Below are 15,911 nucleotides of genomic sequence, written 5' to 3' on the forward strand. Positions count from 1 at the left end.
CTGGCGATGCCTGAGCGGCATCCGGAGCCTTTGACTGGGATACTAGTGCACCACTTATCGACGCGCCAGCGCATTCCTTGGCATGGCCGACACAAGGCTGGGGCATGCGAATGGCGGCTGATCAGCGTTCGAGCAGCAGCGCCTCGGTTGCGCGGCTGATCAGCGGCGCGGCGGCGCCGTGGATCTCGTAGAGATGGCTGGCGGGAACGCCGGCGAGCTCGGGTACGGCGAAACCGTCCATCGTGCCTTCCGCCCGGAACAGCGTGTTGAACCGGGCCCAGAGCTGCGGATTGGCGGAGAAGGGGCCGCTGACGGCTATGCGTGCGGGGAAGAGCAGGCGGCAGGCATTGGCGAGGGCGCGGGCCAGCAGCCCCGCTGCCGTCTCGATCTCGGGCAGGGCCAGCAGGTCGAGGCCGGCGAGCTGTCGGGCGAGCCGGATCTCGTCCTGATCGAGTTCGGGCCAGCGCTCGCGCAGCGCCGGCAGCAGCGACCACAGCGCCGCGCCGGTCTCCAGGCAGGCGGTGTTGCCGCAGCCGCAGGGTCGATCGTGCAGGGCTGCGAGGCGCCAATGGCCGATCTCGCCGAAGGAGCCGGCCGGCGCGAATGGCTCGCCGTCGACGGCATAGGCGAGCCCGATGCCCCAGCCCCAATGCAGCAGGACGGTGCCACCGGCGAAGTGCTCGGGTTCGCGGGCGGCGCGGGCCCGCAGCTCGGCGTCGAGGTTGCGGCAGATCGTGACGGGCCCGGCCACCGGAGCGAGCACGGAGGCGATGTCGAGCCCGCGCATGCGTGGCCAGCGCGAAGCCATCAGCCACTGCCCCTGCTTCAGGTCGATCAGCCCCGAGAGCGAAACCGCCGTGCCGGCGTGGCTCATGCCCGCCGGCATCGCGTCGAGCAGGTTCTGCGCCAGCTCGGCCATAGCCGCGGCGATGGCGGCGTTGTCGGCGTCGCTGGCGATGGCGCGGCGGCGCTCGGCGACGAGATGGCCGTTGAGGTCGACCAGCGCGCCGGAGAGCGATTGGCTCGAGACATAGATCACCGAGGCCCCGATGCGACGTGTATGGGCGACGAGGATCGCCGGTGGGCGCCCACGGCCGCTCGCCTCGCCGACCGTCTCGATGACGAGACGGCGGGTGACGAGATCGCCAACGACGCGCGAGACGCTGGTCGAGCGCAGCTCGAGCAGGCGGCCGATATCGGCGCGCGAATGCGCCTCGCCGTTGAGGATCAGCCGGTAGATGCGGGCGCAGTCCCGGTCATGGGCCAGCACCAGGCGGTTTTCGTCGATGGTCAGCAGCGACACGGGCGGGCTCTATTCGGAACGGTTGCGTTCAAAATTAATCATTGCCTTTCGGCTGAAGCTTCATAAGCTCGGTCCTAGAATATCGGAAATTTCCTGACAAAAAAGGTTCAAAAATCGATGATCGAGATGCATGTTGCCTCCGACAAGGAAGCGCTTGGCCGGCAGGCGGCGGCGCTCGGCGCCCAGGCGATCCGCGATGAGCTCGCCCGTCACGGCGAGGCCACGATCATCGTGGCGACGGGGGCCAGCCAGTTCGAGATGCTGCAGCATCTCGTGGCGGCCGAGGGCATCGACTGGTCGAAGGTCACCGCCTTCCATCTCGACGAATATGTCGGCCTGAGCGAGGAGCATCCGGCGAGCTTCCGGCGCTATCTGCGCGAGCGCTTCCTGGCGCCGCTGAACAATGCGCCGCGCTTCGTCCCCGTCGATGGCGAGGGCGATCCGCAGGCCGCGGTGAAGCAGCTCAACCAGCTGATCGCCGGCAAGCGCGTCGCCGTCTGCTTCGCCGGCATCGGCGAGAACTGCCATCTCGCCTTCAACGATCCGCCGGCCGATTTCGACACCGAGGAGCCCTACCTCGTCGTCAACCTGGACGAGGCCTGCCGGCAGCAGCAATTCGGCGAAGGCTGGTTCCCGAGCTTCGATGCGGTGCCGCGGCAGGCGATCTCGATGAGCGTTCGGCAGATCCTCAAGAGCGAGCTGATCGTCCTGTCAGTCTCCGACACCCGCAAGGCCGAGGCCGCCAAGGCCGCGCTGGAAGGGCCGGTCAGCAATCTGGCGCCCGCCTCGATCCTGCAGACTCACAAGCGCACCGTGCTGTTCATCGACCCGCCCGCAGCCTCACTGCTGAGCCGGAAGGGCTGAGCGATGCGCACGCCCGGGCTCGTCGATCTCCAGGTCAACGGCTTCGCCGGAGTCGATTTCAACTCCGGCACGGTCACGGCGGCGGAACTCGACCGGGCGCTCGAGGCGATGCTGGCCACGGGCGTGACGACCTGCCTGCCGACGATCATCACCGCGCATCCGCATGAGCTGGAAGAGCGTTTCCGGGTGCTCGATGCGGCGGTGAGCGAAAGCCGGCTCGGGCCCCTGATGTGCCCGGGCTACCATCTCGAAGGCCCGTTCCTGAATCCGTCGCCCGGCTATTGCGGTTGTCACCCGCCCGACGCGATGACGGCGGCCACTCCCGCACTCATCGCGCATCTCGAAGGGCGCTTGTCGCGCCCGATCCTGATGGTGACGCTGGCGCCGGAGATCGGAGGCGGCGTTGCGCTCGCCAGCGCGCTGGCGCGTAGCGGCAAGGTCGTTGCCATCGGCCATTCCGCGGCCGATTTCGAGACCGTGGCCGCCGCGGCCGATGCGGGAGCGACGCTCTCGACCCATCTCGGCAACGGCCTGCCGCAGGATCTGCCCAAGTTGGCCAACCCCCTCTTTGCGCAACTCGCCGAAGACCGCTTGATGGCCGGCTTCATCGCCGACGGCATCCATCTTCCGCCGAAGGCTCTCAAGAGCCTGATCCGGGCCAAGGGCTTCGCGCGTTCGATCCTGGTCACCGACGCCGTGGTCGCGGCGGGCGCCGTGCCCGGCCGCTATAGTTTCGCCGGCATGCCGGTCGAGCTCTCTGCCGATGGCTCGGTGCATCAGGTGAATGGCGGCTCGCTCGCCGGCTCGGCGCTCAAGCTCGACGATGCCGTGCGCAACGTCGTGGCCTGGGGCATCGCGACGCCGAAGGAGGCGGTCGCCATGGCCTCGACCCATGCGCTGGCCTGCATCGCCGACGCCCTGGCCAGGGCCGGCATCGCCTTGCCGGAGAGTGCCATCGAATGGTCGCCGGAGCTGCGCATCCGCAGCGTGCGCATCGGCGACGAACATCGTGACTTTGCCGCCGGGGCGGCTGCCTGAAGACGACACCAACCAAGCAAGAGGGGATCATCATGAGCGAATTTTCAAAAGGCGTGGACCGCCGCACCGTCCTGGGCGGGCTCGGCGCGCTGACCCTTGGCGGGAGCGGCGCGCTTGCCGCCGTGCCGGCGCTGCCTTCGGCGCCGGTCGGCATCAACATCATCGATGTCGGCGGGGCGCTGGCCCTGATGCAGCAGGCCTTCGACGACTACCGCAGCGCCAATCCCAAGCTCGTCTCGCGCATCACCTATGTGAAGGCGCCGGCGCCGGAGCTGGCAAGCAAGATCAAGGCGCAGCAGGATGCCGGCCGCGCCGATCTCGATCTCGTCCTCACCGGTTCGGACGGCCTCGCGGCCGGCCTCGAGCAGAATCTCTGGCTCAAGATCTTCCCGGATTTCGCCGAGAAATTCCCCAATATCGAGCAGAACTACGAGCCGGCGGCGCTCAACCTGCACAAGGCGCAGGGCGCCGGCTTCGGCACCGTGGTGAACTACTATCCCTCCGGGCCGCTGCTCGAATACATGCCGGAGCGCGTCAAGCAGGTGCCGACCACGGCGGAGGAGCTCCTGGCCTGGGCCAAGGCCAACCCCAACAAGTTCATGTATGCGCGTCCGACCAATTCGGGGCCCGGCCGCACCTTCATGATGGGCCTGCCCTATATCCTCGGCGACAAGGACCCGCAGGACCCGGTCAATGGCTGGGACAAGACCTGGGCCTATCTCCAGGAGATCGGCGAGCACATCGAGTACTATCCGGCGGGCACCGGCGCGACGATGAAGGAGTTCGGCGACGGCTCGCGCGACATCATCATCTCGACCACGGGCTGGGACATCAATCCGCGTGCGCTCGGCATCGTGCCGAAGGAAGCCAAGATCCAGACGCTGAAGGGCTTCCACTGGGTCTCGGACGCCTTCTTCATGTGCGTGCCGAAGGGCATTCCGAACGATCGCCTCGCCGTCGTGCTCGACATCATGGCGCATGTGCTGACGCCGAAGATGCAGGCCTATTCCTATGACGAGGGCTATCTCTATCCGGGCCCGGCGGTGAAGGACGTGCCGCTCTCGCTGGCGCCGAAGCGCAGCCAGGAGGTGATCGCGGAGTTCGGCCGGCCGGAATATGCCGACCTCATCGCCAAGAACCCGATCGAGCTGCCGCTGAAGCCCGACAAGATGGTCGTCGCCTTCCGCAAATGGGACGAGCTCGTCGGCGCCAAGCGCAAGCGCTGATCGATACCGCCATCCCTTCGCTCTGCCTCGCTGCGGAGCGAAGTAAAGGCCCGGAAATCATCGCGCGGTGCCGCCACCGAAGATGGATTCCGGGCCGATTTCGTTTCGATTTTACGGTGTCTTCCCGGGCTTGACCCGGAATCCAGCATAATGCGCCTGCTTCCCGTCATTGCGAGGAGCGTAAGCGACGAAGCAATCCAGGGACCGGGTCGTACCGTTCGGGCCGGTCTCCTGGATTGCTTCGCTGCGCTCGCAATGACGGGCAGCCTGTTGCGTTGGTCTCAGCCGACGATCGAAGCGTCGTTCTCGGCGCGTCTCCAGAAAAGCCTGACGCCGCCTTCGCCGGTGCTTTCGAGGCCGGGCACGGCCGCGAGGAGCTTCTGGGTATAGGGGTGCTGCGGATTGTCGAAGATGTCGTCGCGGGGGCCTTCCTCGACGATGCGTCCATCCTGCATGACGATGACGCGGTCGGCGACCTGCTCGACCACGCCGAGGTCATGGCTGATGAACAGGCAGGAGAAGCCGTGCTTCTTCTGGAGTTCGTCGAAGAGCTCGAGCACCTGGGCGCGGACCGTGACGTCGAGTGCCGAGACCGGCTCGTCGGCGATGACGAAATTCGGCCGGCGCACGATCGCGCGGGCGATGGCGACGCGCTGGCGCTGGCCGCCCGAGAGCTCGTGCGGATAGCGCTCGGCGAAGCCGTCGCTCAAGCCGACCTCGGCCAGGACCTCGGCGACCCGCGCCTTCTTCTGCGCCGGGCCGAGATCGGGCACGAGCCTGAGCGGCTCGCCAACCAGCTGGCCGATGGTCATGCGCGGGTCGAGCGAGGAGTAGGGGTCCTGGAACACCATCTGGCAGTTGAGGCGATAGTCCCAATAGGCAGCGTCGCTCCTGGCGATCGGCTTGCCGTTGAAACGGATCTCGCCGCCGGCCGGCTTGACCAGCCCGGCGATCGACTGGCCGAGCGTGGTCTTGCCCGAGCCCGAGCCGCCGACCACCGCGACGACCTCGCCCGGTTGCACGTCGATGCTGATGCCGTGAAGCGCGCGCTTGGCCTGTTCCTTGCGGAAGAAGCCCTGCCGGCCGGGGTACTCGACGACGAGATCGCGGACCGCGACGATCGGCGTCTTCGCCTGCGGCAGAAGCCGTGCGGGCAGGCGATGCGGCATCGCCGAGAGCAGCTTGCGGGTATAGGGGTGCTGCGGGCGGGCCAGGATGTCCTCGGCCTTGCCCTGCTCGACCACGTCGCCCTGGCACATCACGACGATGCGGCTGCAATAGCGCGCGACCATGCCGAGATCATGTGAGATCAAGAGCACGGCGGTGTGATTGGCCTGGGTCAGTTCGACCATCAGCTCCATGACGTCGCGCTGGACCACCGCGTCGAGCGCTGTGGTCGGCTCGTCGGCGAGGAGCAAGGCCGGTTTCAGCAGCATCACCGAGGCTAGCATGATGCGCTGGCGCATGCCGCCGGAGAACTGGTGCGGATAGGCGGTGAGCGCCCCTTCCGGATCGCGCAGGCCGACGCGCTTGAGCATGTCGAGGATCAGCGCGCGGCGCTGAGCTGCGTCGAGCTTGCGGTGCAGCGCCAGGCCCTCGTCGAGCTGGCGCCCGATCAGCATCGAGGGGTTGAGCGAGGTCATCGGCTCCTGGAAGACCATGCCGACCTTGGAGCCGCGCATGGCGCGCAGATCCTTGCCGCTCATCGCCATCACGTCCTGGCCGTCGAAGCGGATCGTGCCGCCCTCGAGCCGGACCGCCGGCGGGATGAAGCCCATCACCGCCCGGGCCGCGAGCGTCTTGCCCGAGCCGGATTCGCCGACGATGCCGACGATCTCGCCCGGGAAGACCTGGAAGGAGACGTCGTTGACGACGGTGCGGCCGGAGCCGCCGATCTTCAGCGTCAGGCCGGCGACGTCGAGCAGGGGAGCAGCGGTGGTGTTCATCGCGAGCCCCTCATCCTTGGGTCGAGCCTGTCGCGCACGGCGTCGCCGAGCAGGTTGATACCGAGCAGGGTCAGCGAGATGCACAGGCCCGGGAAGATGCCGAGCCAGACGGCCTGGCCGATATAGGGCCTGGAACCGGCGAGCATGTTGCCCCAGGTCGGGGCCGGCGGCGGCACGCCCAGGCCCAGGAAGGAGAGCGCGCTCTCGGCCAGCAGGACGTAGCCGAACATCGAGGTCGCCAGCACGGTCAGAGGCGCGATGCAGTTCGGCAGGATGTGGCGGGCCATGGTGAAGCCCTCGGAGTTGCCCATCACGCGCGAGGCGGCGATGAACTCGCGCTCGCGCAGCGACAAGACCGTGCCGCGCACGACGCGGGCGACCGAGGGCGTGTAGGCGATGCCCAGCGCGACGATGATGCCGTATTTGTTGGCACCGACCACCGCGAGCAGGCCGAGCGCCAGCAGGATGCCGGGGAAGGCGAGCAGCGCATCGTTGAAGGCCATGATGATGCGGTCGGTCCAGCCGCGCATATAGCCGGAGAACAGGCCGATCGTGGTGCCCATCACCACGGCGAGCGTAACCGTCAGGATGCTGATCCAGACCGAGGTCGCGGCACCCGCCATCAGGCGGGAGAGCACGTCGCGACCGAACTCGTCGGTGCCGAGCCAGTGCAGCGCGGAGGGCGCCGCGAGCTTCTCGCGGAAGGAGAGCTTGAGCGGATCATAGGGCGTCCAAAGCGCGCCGGTGCCGGCGGCCAGGAGAAGGATGCCGATCAGCGTGCCGCCGACGATCGCATTGGGGGCCGGGGGCTTCATGCGGCGGGCCTTCTTCACGGAGGCGCCGGTGCCCAGGGTGCTGTCACTGCTCATTGGGCGGTCACCCTTGGATCGAAGACCGGGTAGCAGAGGTCGATGACGAGGTTCACCAGCACATAGGTGAAGGCGACGAAGAGCATGCAGCCCTGGATCACCGGATAGTCGCGCGCGAAGATCGCATCGACCAGCAGGCGCCCGAGGCCGGGGATGGTGAACACCGTCTCGACCACCGCGATGCCGCCGAGCAGGTTGCCGAGCACGAGGCCGATCAGGGTCCAGGTCGGGCCGAAGGCGTTCTTGAAGGCGTGGCGCCAGAGCACGGCGCCCTCCGACAGGCCCTTGGCGCGGGCATGGGTGATGTAGTCGAGCCTGAGCACCTCCAGCGTCGAGGCGCGGGCCATGCGCAGGATCACGCCGATCTCGTGCAGGAACAGCGTCATGATCGGCATGACCAGATAGAGGATGCCGGCCCAGGGGTTCTCGGCGATCGAGACATAGCCGACCACCGGCAGCCATTCGAGCTTGAGCCCGAAGAACAGCAGGAGCAGCAGGCCGAGCCAGAAGGTCGGGATCGAGAGCAGCAGCGTCGCGGTCGCGACCAGGCCGAGATCGAGCGGGCTGTCCTGCTTCCAGGCAGCGATGACGCCGGCCGGCACCGCGACGCAGCTCGCCAGCAGCACCGCGACAAGCACGATCTGAGAGGAGACCCAGAAGCGCTGCAGGATCAGCGGCAGAACCGCCTGCTGCGACGAGATCGACTGGCCGAAATCGCCGCTCAGCACATTGCCGAACCAGATCCCGAACTGAACGGGGAGCGACTGGTCGAGCCCGAGCCGGGCGCGGAGATCGGCCAGGCTCGCCGGCGTCGCCAGATCCCCCAGCATCAACTGGGCCGGATCGCCCGGGATCAGGCGGATCAGGACGAAGACGGACACCGCCACGATCAGCAGCGTCGGCAACGCCATCGCGATCCGCGTCAGCGCAAATCGAAACATCAAGGGCCCTCCCAAGCCTTGCCGCCGGCCTCGTCCGTTGCCGAGGCCGGCTTCGCCGCCTTACTTCGCGACGCTAACCTCCCAGACGCGCAGCTGCGACGCCCACGGTGTCACGCCGCTCACGCGCTTGGAGTGAGCGATGATGTCCAGGTCGTTATGGGTGAAGATGGTCGGCACCTGCTCGATGAAGCGCTTGTGCAGCTCGTCGAAGATCTTCTGGCGCTCGGCGGTGTCGGTCACCACCATCGACTTCTGGATCAGCTCGAGCGCTTCCGGATCCTCCCAGACCTTGCGCGGCTGCTTGTCCTTCGGGCCGGAGATCTGCTCGAAGCCGAGCGCGGGGTCGAAGCGGCTCGAATAGGAGAAGGCCTGCATCTGGTAGTTGCCCTTGTTGTAGCGGTCGAGCTGCGTCGCCCACTCCAGCACCTCGATCTCGGCGTTGATGCCGGCCGCCTGCATCATCGCCTGGGCGATGACCGCGGTGTTGAAGCTCGGCACGCTCGAGCGCTTGTTGGCGAGGATCGTGATCTTCTCGCCCTTGTAACCGGCCTTCTGCAGCAGCGCCTTGGCCGCGGCGGGGTCGTATTTGAAGCCCTGCTTCTCGACGTCGCCATAATATTTCGAGGTCAGGTAGATCGGCGAGTTGTTGGGCTTGCCGAGGCCGTTCGAGACATTGGCGACGAGTTCGGGGAAGTCGATCGCGGCGGCGATCGCCTGGCGCAGGGCCTGGTTCTTCATCACCGGGTCGCGCGTCTGGATGATCAGGCTGTGCCGGACCGGGTTCGGCGCGATCGCGAGCGCGACATTCGGGGCATTCTTGAGGTCGGGCACGTCCGATTCCGGCATCAGCGCCATGTCGAGCGAACCCGCCATCAGGCCGGCCTTCACCGTCGCCGCGTCGGGAATGACCATGAAGCGGGCTTCCTTCACCAGTGGCCGCTTGGAGCCGATATAGCCGTCGCGCTTGTCGCCCTTCGGCGAGACGTACTGGTCGAAGGCGAGAAGCTGGACCGACTGGCCGCGCTTCCATTCGCCGAGCATGAAGGGGCCGGTGCCGATAGGCTTGTCCCAGCTGCCGTCGGCCTTGACCGAATCCTTGTGGATCACGGCCGTGCCGCCGCAATCTGCGCGGGCGAGCGAGTCGAGGAAGAGCCCGTTCGGCTCGTTGATCTCCATGACGAAGGTGTCGGCATCCGGCGCCTTGGCCGAGATCACCTTCAGGCCGTTGCGCCCGTCGAAATCGGACAGGCAGCGCCAGTCCGTCTTCGGGTCCATGTAGCGGTTCCAGCTCCACAGCGCGTCGGCCGAGGTCAGCGCGGCGCCGTTGTGGAACTTGACGCCCTTGCGCAGCGTGAAGGTGTAGGTCTTGCCGTCGGGCGAGATCTCGACCTTCTCGGCCAGCAGCGGGCCGACCGAGCCGTCCTCGGCATAGCCGACGAGGCCCTCGACCATGTGCAGCACGACGGCGTCGGTATTGCCGTCCCGGTTCACGCCGGGATTGGTCGAGCGGATGTCGGCGTTGAGCACGGCCGTCAGCGTCTGGGCGTGCAGGGCGCCGGCCGAGAGGGCGAGCGCGGCGGCGGAGGCGAGGAGGCGTTTCATGGGGTTTCCTCGGTTGTCGTTGTGCTTGTTCAGGCCGCCTTGCGGGCAGCGCGGATGCGGCGGAGCTCGCCGGCGAAGAAATCCTCGACGACGGGCACGACCTTGACGCCGTCATGCGGCGTGTTCGGCACCAGGTCGAAGCGGGCGGCGATGCCGTGTTCGGCGAAGTTGTCGCGCAGGCTCGCCAGGCGCTCCGGCCGGTTGGCGCCGGCATGGTTGGCGTCCGGCATCCAGTTGCGGCCGCCCGGCTTGTGGGTGATCTCCCAGGTCTCGAGATCGGCGGCGCCGACGACCATCTGGACTGCGACCCGCTTCATCGCGGGGATGTCGAGCTCCTGGCCGAAGAGCTCGGCGAAGTTGCGCGTGCCGACCCACCAGTCGCGACTGGGGTCGAGCAGGGTGACAGAGCCCGGCGCACCGATCGAGACACCCCAGAGCTTGCCCGGCTGCAGCATCAGGAAGCGATGGGCGAAGTGGCCGCCGCCGGAATAGCCGAACAGGCCGAAGCGGTCGAAGGCGATGCCATAGCGCTCGGAAACCTCCTCGACGATGGCGAGCAGGATGTGGTCGTAGCGGAGATTGCCCTCGCGCATGTACTTGAAGCCGTCGCGGTAGCCATCACCCATCACGCCGATCGGGAAGAGCGGCGCCAGGATGATGCAATTGTTCCAGCGGGCGAAGGCGGAGAAGGCGTCGCGATAGCCGGTGAAGCCGCGGCCGGTGCCATGCATCGCAACGATCAGCTCCGGCTTCTCGCTGCCCTCGCCGAGGCTCGGCGGCACATAGAGGCAGTAGGGGAAGCGCGGATCGTGCTTCGACGAATAGATCGAGGTCGGGCCATATTCGTAGAGCGCCTTGGCGCGCGCGGCCGCCTCGTTTTCCGGCTTGCCGGTCTGTTCTGCCACGGCGCTCACGGTCACTCTCCTCTGGCGAAATTATTGGCGCCAATTGTGTCGCATGTTATGGTTGGCTCTGCAACCAACTTCTGTCGCGCCGCGCGAATCCTGCTAGAGAGCCCTTCATGACGTCCGAGCGGAAACGCAAGAACACCAGCACGCGGCGGGCCGTTCTCGCCAACGAGATCGCGCAGGCGATCCGGCTGCGCGCGTTCAGGCCCGGCGAATGGCTCCGCCAGATCGATCTCGAGGAGCGCTTCCAGGCGACGCGCTTCGACGTGCGCAGCGCCCTCGACGAACTCGCCGTGCGCAAGACGATCGAACATGTCCCGAACCGGGGCTACCGCGTCGCCGAGGTCGACAGGAAGACCTATGAAGAGATCCTCGCGACCCGGATCATCCTCGAGAGAGCAGCGGCGGACGGCATCGTCGCACATATCGACGACGACGCGATCGCACGGCTGGAGGCGCTCGCGGCACGGTTCTCCCAAGCGGTGCTGACCGGAAGCCGCACTGAACAGAGCGAGATCAACCGTGCCTTTCATCAATTCATGTACTCCTTCTGCGGCAACGCCGTGCTGGAGGAGATGATCTGGGGGCTGCGCGACCGCGGCCGCGGATCGCAGATCACGGTGTGGAGCTCGCACGAGCTGCTGCTGAAGAGCGACCGCGAGCACTACGAGATGATGGCGGCCCTGAAGGCCCGCGACGGGCAGCGGCTGGCGGCCCTGATCGCGACCCACATCATCAAGGGCGCCCCGATCGGCCCGACCCCGATCGAGCCCGCCCGACCGGCAGCGGTCACTTCGCCAGGCTGACCTCCCAGAGCCGCGGCTTCGAGGCGACCCAGGGGGCAAAGCCCTGCAGGCGCTTGGAGACCACGGCCGTGTCGACCTGGTTGTAAAGGAAGATCAGCGGCGCATCGGCCAGCATCATCCCGTGGAGCTGGTCGAAGATCTTCCTGCGTTCCGCCTCGTCGCTGACCAGCGTCGCCTTCTCGATCAGCGCATCGGCCTCGCGATTGTCCCAGACCTTGGAGGGCAGTTTGTCCTTGGGGCCGGAGAACTGGTTGTAGCTCTGGGCGGGGTCGATCCGGGCGGAGTAGCTGAAGGACATCATCTGGTAGTTGCCCTTCGAGAAGCGGTCGAGCTGGGTCGCCCATTCCAGGATCTCGATCTCGGACTTGATGCCGGCGGCCTGCAGCATCGCCTGCGCCATGATCGCGATCGGATAGCTCGGCACGGTCGAGCGCTTGTTGGCGATCAGCTTGATCGTCTCGCCCTTGTAGCCGGCCTCGGCCAGCAGCTTCTTCGTCCGGGCCGGGTCGTGGCTGTAGCGCTTCTTCTGGACCTCGTCGTAATAGGGCGAGGTGACGTAGACCGCCGAGTTGTTGGTCTTGCCGAGGCCGTTCGAGACGGCGCCGACGATCTCGTCCTGGTCGAGCGCGGAGACGATCGCCTGGCGCATGCGCACGTCGCTGAGCAGCGGGTCGCGGCTCTGGAGCAGGATGCCGTGCTTGGTCGCGCTCGGCGCGGTCAGCACCTGCAGGCCGCTCTTCTTCATCTCCGGGACGTCCTCATCGGGCACGTCGGCGACGTCGAGCGCGCCCGAGAGCAGGCCGGCCTTGACGGTGGCGCCGTCGGCGATGGCGAGGAACTTCACCTCGGCGACCTCGGGGCGCTTCGAGCCGACATAGCCGTCGCGCTTCTCGCCGGGCGGTGAGGCGTAGCCGTCGAAGCGCTTCAGCAGGACGAATTCGCCGCGGCGCCAGTCGGCGAGCTGGAACGGACCGGTGCCGATAGGCTTGTCCCAGCTGCCGTCGGGCTTGACCGAATCCTTGTGCAGAATCGCGACCATGGCGCAGTCGGTGCGGGCCATGGTGTCGAGGAAGAGGGCGCTCGGCTTCTCGAGCTTCATCACGAAGGTCGCAGCGTCCGGGGCGGTTGCCTCGGTGACCTTGAGCCCGATCCGGCCGTCGAATTCCGGCTTGCAGCGCCAGTCGGTCTTCGGGTCCATGTAGCGGTTCCAGCTCCACAGCACGTCGGCCGAGGTCATCTCGGCGCCGTTGTGGAACTTCACGCCCTTGCGGAGATGGAAGCTGTAGGTCAGCCCGTCCGGCGAGACCTCGACCTTCTCGGCCAGGAGCGGCGCGACCGCGCCGTTCTCGCGATAGCCGACCAGGCCCTCGACCATGTGGAGCACCACGCCGTCGGTGTTGTCGTCGCGGTTGACGCCCGGATTGGTCGAGCGGATGTCGGCATTGAGCGCGACATTGATGGTTTGCGCCTGTGCTGCGGCGCCGCTGAGCGCGAGCGCCAGGACAGAAGCCGAAATGCGGATCACTCTCGTTCCCCTTCCTTTTCAACCGTTCGGCGCGCCCGGCAGGGCGCGCCGTGATCTCTTGGGAGGCCTCGAAGACGAGGCGAGAGGCCGCTATTCGCCGACGCTGACCTGCCAGGCCCGCGGCAGCGAGCTCAGCGTCGAGACATAGCCCTTGGTCTTGGCGCCGATCGCGCCGCCGACGATGCCGTTATAGAGCATCACCATCGGCACTTCGGCGATGAAGCGCTTGTGCAGCTCGTCGAAGATCTTCTGGCGCTCGGCCTTGTCGTTCACGACCATCGACTTGTCGAGCAGCGCCTGCACCTCCGGATTGTCCCAGAGCTTGCGCGGCTGCTTGTCCTTCGGGCCGGTCATCGACTCGTAGCTCAGCGCCGGGTCCATGCGGCCTGAATAGGGGAAGGCCTGGATCTGGTAGTTGCCCTTGCTGTAGCGGTCGAGCTGGGTCGCCCATTCCAGCACCTCGATCTCGACGTTGAGGCCGATCGCCTGCAGCATCTGCTGGGCGACGACCGCGGCGTCGAAGCTCTCCGGATAGCGCTTGTTGGCGAGCATCACGATCTTCTCGCCCTTGTAGCCGGCCTCCGCGAGGAGCTTCTTGGCGGCGGCGGGATCGTATTTCCAGCCCTGCTTCTGCACCGGCCCGTAATAGGCGGAGAGCGCGGGCACGATCGAATTGTTCGGGGTGCCGATGCCGTCGGTGATGGTGGCGACCAGCTCCTTGGCATCGATCGCGGCGGCCATCGCTTGGCGCAGCTTGACGTTCTGCAGCAGCGGATCGCGCGTCTGGATGATCAGGCCGACGAGGCCCATGCTGGTGACGACCGAGGTCTTGACCTTGTCGTTCTTCTTGAGCTCGGCGATGTCGGTGTTGGCGATGTCCGGGACGACGTCGATATCGCCCTTCAGCAGGGCCGCCTTGGCGGTCGCATTGTCGGGGATGACGAGGAAGCGGACCTCGTCGACCAGCGGCTTCTTGGCGCCAGTCAGCCCGTCGATCTTGCCAGGCAGAGAGGCGTAGTCGGCGAAGCGCTCCAGCTTGATGTATTCGCCGCGCTTCCACTCGGCGAATTTGAACGGGCCGGTGCCGATCGGCTTGTCGAAGGAGCCGTCGGCCTTGATCGAATCCTTGTGCAGGATGCCGGTCATGGCGCAATCGGTGCGGGCGAGCGCGGAGAGGAAGAGCGCGCTCGGCTTGTCGAGTTCGAAGACCACCGTCTTGTCGTTCGGTGCCGAGATCTTCTCGACCTTGACCTGGCCGCGGCCGTCGAATTCCGACAGGCAGCGCCAGTCGGTCTTCGGGTCCATGTAGCGGTTCCAGCTCCACAACACGTCGGCCGCGGTCAGGGCCGCGCCGTTATGGAACTTGACGCCCTGGCGCAGGGTGAAGGTGTAGCTCTTGCCGTCCGGCGAGATCTCGACCTTCTCGGCCAGCAGCGGCTTCGGCAGGGCGTCCTCGCCATAGGCGACGAGGCCTTCGACCATCTGCACGACGACGCCGTCGGTGTTGGCGTCGCGATTGACGCCCGGGTTGATCGAGCGGATGTCGGCGCGCAGCTGGATCTTGAGCGTGCTCGCCTCGGCGACCTGGCCGAGGCCGCCGCATAGCAGCGCGACAGCGAGAGCGGTCTTGGTGGTTTGGCGCATCATGTTCCCCTGTTGTTTTTTCGGTTGTGACGCGGTGCTGACGGTTATTCCGCTGCTTCGGCGAGGAGGACGGGGTCCTCGGTCAGGCTGTAGCGGGTGAAGACGCGGTTCTGAGCCGGCAGCGGCGCGACCTCCATGATCCCCTTCGCCGGCTGCATGATCACCATGGCGACCGTCGCCGAGAGATTGCCCTGCTCGTTCGGGCGGGCCGGGCGGCAGACCGAATAGGGCGAGAGGAAATCGTCGAAGAAGGCCTGTTTCAAATCGTCGACGGTCAGCTTGCGGCCGGCCTCGTCGAGGAGCTTGCGGACGCGCCAGTCGCGGTAGAAGCTCTCCGGCACGCGCGGGATGCCGGTGTCGCGGATCTTGGTCAGCGCGATCTGGCCGACCCAGTGATTGGCGTGAACGATCATGCCGTCCTGCGGATAGAGCGGGAAGGCCTCGTCCGGGGCGCATTCGAAATCGATGCCGAAGCCCTTCACGGTCGAGAGCATCATGTTGTTCGAGCAGGCCTTCGGCGTCGTCGCCACGGCCTTGATCGCGAAGGCGAGATGCTCCTGCTCCAGCACCTTGCGGCGGATCAGGGCGAGCGGCACGCCGGCCTGCGTGAAGTCGCGCTCGGATTCGAGATAGTTGGCGGTGATCGAGATGCCGGCGGCGTTCATGCCGCAGCGGGCGAGGCCACCGGCCTCGACGAAGGTCAGGAAATCCGGGCCGTCATCGCGGCGTACGCGCAGCACGATCGCCGTCTCCGCGCATTCGGCCTTCCAGTCCCAGTTCTGGCCGTGGATCAGCTCGCCCGAAGCGCTGCGCTCCGGCAGGATGATCGCGCCGGTGCAGCCGTCGTCGAGCTCTTCCTTGGCCTCGACCGGCTTGTTCTTGACCAGGCGCGCCTTGGCGATCACCTCGGTGCGGGCATTGACCATGACGATGTCTTCGAGCGCGACCCCGGCGCCGTCGGCGATGCCGCGCATCTCCTCGATGTAGTGCGCGCCGAACGCCTCGATCTCCTTGGCGAACTCGCCGATCAGGGCCGATTTCGCCTTGGCGTCGTAGCCGAGCTCGCCGAGCTGGCCGCCATAGAGCTCGATCGAGCGCTTGACCCGGGCGGGAACGGCGGCGCCGTGCTGCCGGCCGCGCTCATAGGGCGTGCCCGAGACATCGACGAAGGGGCAGGGCTGGACCATGACGGACGTCTTTCCGATATGCTGGCGTGATCGCGATCCATAATGTATTTCA

General features: G+C 66.7%; 13 protein-coding genes. 4 read left to right on the forward strand and 9 right to left on the reverse strand.

Going from position 1 to position 15,911, the window contains the following annotated elements:
* Positions 1–121: 121 nt before the first annotated feature.
* Entirely contained in the window at positions 122–1,303 is a 1,182-nt protein-coding gene (locus tag B5Y19_RS04015; RefSeq protein ID WP_055729063.1) for an ROK family protein, read from the reverse strand.
* A gap of 126 nt (positions 1,304–1,429) precedes the next feature.
* Between B5Y19_RS04015 and B5Y19_RS04020 the strand changes: the two genes are divergently transcribed.
* The 3 genes from B5Y19_RS04020 to B5Y19_RS04030 are packed head-to-tail and all read left to right on the forward strand — an operon-like array spanning position 1,430 to position 4,431.
* The gene (locus tag B5Y19_RS04020; protein WP_244555472.1) at positions 1,430–2,167 is read left to right on the forward strand and encodes a glucosamine-6-phosphate deaminase; all 738 of its coding nucleotides are present in this window, start codon (positions 1,430–1,432) and stop codon (positions 2,165–2,167) included.
* 3 nt (positions 2,168–2,170) lie between these two features.
* Positions 2,171–3,205: an N-acetylglucosamine-6-phosphate deacetylase gene (locus B5Y19_RS04025; RefSeq protein WP_055729061.1), complete on the forward strand. Its 1,035-nt coding sequence runs from the start codon at positions 2,171–2,173 to the stop codon at positions 3,203–3,205.
* Positions 3,206–3,237: 32 nt separating this feature from the next.
* Positions 3,238–4,431 (forward strand): extracellular solute-binding protein, encoded by a 1,194-nt coding sequence (locus tag B5Y19_RS04030; RefSeq protein ID WP_055729060.1) that lies wholly within the window; start codon positions 3,238–3,240, stop codon positions 4,429–4,431.
* 281 nt (positions 4,432–4,712) lie between these two features.
* Here the strand turns inward: B5Y19_RS04030 and B5Y19_RS04035 are convergent, their stop codons facing one another.
* Genes B5Y19_RS04035 through B5Y19_RS04055 form a run of 5 tightly spaced genes read right to left on the reverse strand, consistent with a single transcriptional unit; the run spans position 4,713 to position 10,703 of the window.
* Complete coding sequence (locus tag B5Y19_RS04035) at positions 4,713–6,377, reverse strand: ABC transporter ATP-binding protein (RefSeq protein ID WP_055729059.1); 1,665 nt, start codon at positions 6,375–6,377, stop codon at positions 4,713–4,715.
* Positions 6,374–7,192: an ABC transporter permease gene (locus B5Y19_RS04040; protein WP_055729127.1), complete on the reverse strand. Its 819-nt coding sequence runs from the start codon at positions 7,190–7,192 to the stop codon at positions 6,374–6,376. Before B5Y19_RS04040 ends, B5Y19_RS04035 begins: the two co-directional genes overlap by 4 nt.
* 50 nt (positions 7,193–7,242) lie before the next feature.
* Positions 7,243–8,187, reverse strand: coding sequence for an ABC transporter permease (locus tag B5Y19_RS04045; protein WP_055729058.1), 945 nt, complete (start codon positions 8,185–8,187; stop codon positions 7,243–7,245).
* A gap of 60 nt (positions 8,188–8,247) precedes the next feature.
* Entirely contained in the window at positions 8,248–9,789 is a 1,542-nt protein-coding gene (locus B5Y19_RS04050) for an ABC transporter substrate-binding protein (protein ID WP_055729057.1), read from the reverse strand.
* A gap of 29 nt (positions 9,790–9,818) precedes the next feature.
* Positions 9,819–10,703 (reverse strand): alpha/beta hydrolase family protein, encoded by an 885-nt coding sequence (locus tag B5Y19_RS04055; RefSeq protein WP_244555473.1) that lies wholly within the window; start codon positions 10,701–10,703, stop codon positions 9,819–9,821.
* 107 nt (positions 10,704–10,810) lie between these two features.
* Between B5Y19_RS04055 and B5Y19_RS04060 the strand changes: the two genes are divergently transcribed.
* Positions 10,811–11,503: a GntR family transcriptional regulator gene (locus B5Y19_RS04060; protein ID WP_055729056.1), complete on the forward strand. Its 693-nt coding sequence runs from the start codon at positions 10,811–10,813 to the stop codon at positions 11,501–11,503.
* Here B5Y19_RS04060 and B5Y19_RS04065 read toward each other — a convergent pair.
* The 3 genes from B5Y19_RS04065 to B5Y19_RS04075 all read right to left on the reverse strand — a co-directional run bounded on the left by B5Y19_RS04065 (position 11,487) and on the right by B5Y19_RS04075 (position 15,859).
* Positions 11,487–13,028: an ABC transporter substrate-binding protein gene (locus B5Y19_RS04065; RefSeq protein ID WP_055729055.1), complete on the reverse strand. Its 1,542-nt coding sequence runs from the start codon at positions 13,026–13,028 to the stop codon at positions 11,487–11,489. The two genes, B5Y19_RS04060 and B5Y19_RS04065, sit on opposite strands and share 17 nt — an antisense overlap.
* 90 nt (positions 13,029–13,118) lie before the next feature.
* Entirely contained in the window at positions 13,119–14,672 is a 1,554-nt protein-coding gene (locus B5Y19_RS04070; RefSeq protein WP_244555474.1) for an ABC transporter substrate-binding protein, read from the reverse strand.
* Positions 14,673–14,716: 44 nt separating this feature from the next.
* Positions 14,717–15,859, reverse strand: coding sequence for a C45 family autoproteolytic acyltransferase/hydrolase (locus tag B5Y19_RS04075; protein ID WP_079591139.1), 1,143 nt, complete (start codon positions 15,857–15,859; stop codon positions 14,717–14,719).
* Positions 15,860–15,911: the final 52 nt, after the last annotated feature.

It is taken from the genome of Allobosea thiooxidans, from assembly GCF_900168195.1.
GTDB classification, from domain to species: domain Bacteria; phylum Pseudomonadota; class Alphaproteobacteria; order Rhizobiales; family Beijerinckiaceae; genus Allobosea; species Allobosea thiooxidans.

What these genes read in the sequence shown, in the direction of transcription:
- B5Y19_RS04030 (WP_055729060.1), top strand. Translation starts at nt 3,238, where the DNA reads ATGAGCGAATTTTCAAAAGGCGTGGACCGCCGCACCGTCCTGGGCGGG.
- B5Y19_RS04040 (WP_055729127.1), bottom strand. Translation starts at nt 7,192, where the DNA reads ATGAAGCCCCCGGCCCCCAATGCGATCGTCGGCGGCACGCTGATCGGC.
- B5Y19_RS04060 (WP_055729056.1), top strand. Translation starts at nt 10,811, where the DNA reads ATGACGTCCGAGCGGAAACGCAAGAACACCAGCACGCGGCGGGCCGTT.
- B5Y19_RS04050 (WP_055729057.1), bottom strand. Translation starts at nt 9,789, where the DNA reads ATGAAACGCCTCCTCGCCTCCGCCGCCGCGCTCGCCCTCTCGGCCGGC.
- B5Y19_RS04075 (WP_079591139.1), bottom strand. Translation starts at nt 15,859, where the DNA reads ATGGTCCAGCCCTGCCCCTTCGTCGATGTCTCGGGCACGCCCTATGAG.
- B5Y19_RS04035 (WP_055729059.1), bottom strand. Translation starts at nt 6,377, where the DNA reads ATGAACACCACCGCTGCTCCCCTGCTCGACGTCGCCGGCCTGACGCTG.
- B5Y19_RS04070 (WP_244555474.1), bottom strand. Translation starts at nt 14,672, where the DNA reads ATGCGCCAAACCACCAAGACCGCTCTCGCTGTCGCGCTGCTATGCGGC.
- B5Y19_RS04045 (WP_055729058.1), bottom strand. Translation starts at nt 8,187, where the DNA reads ATGTTTCGATTTGCGCTGACGCGGATCGCGATGGCGTTGCCGACGCTG.
- B5Y19_RS04020 (WP_244555472.1), top strand. Translation starts at nt 1,430, where the DNA reads ATGCATGTTGCCTCCGACAAGGAAGCGCTTGGCCGGCAGGCGGCGGCG.
- B5Y19_RS04025 (WP_055729061.1), top strand. Translation starts at nt 2,171, where the DNA reads ATGCGCACGCCCGGGCTCGTCGATCTCCAGGTCAACGGCTTCGCCGGA.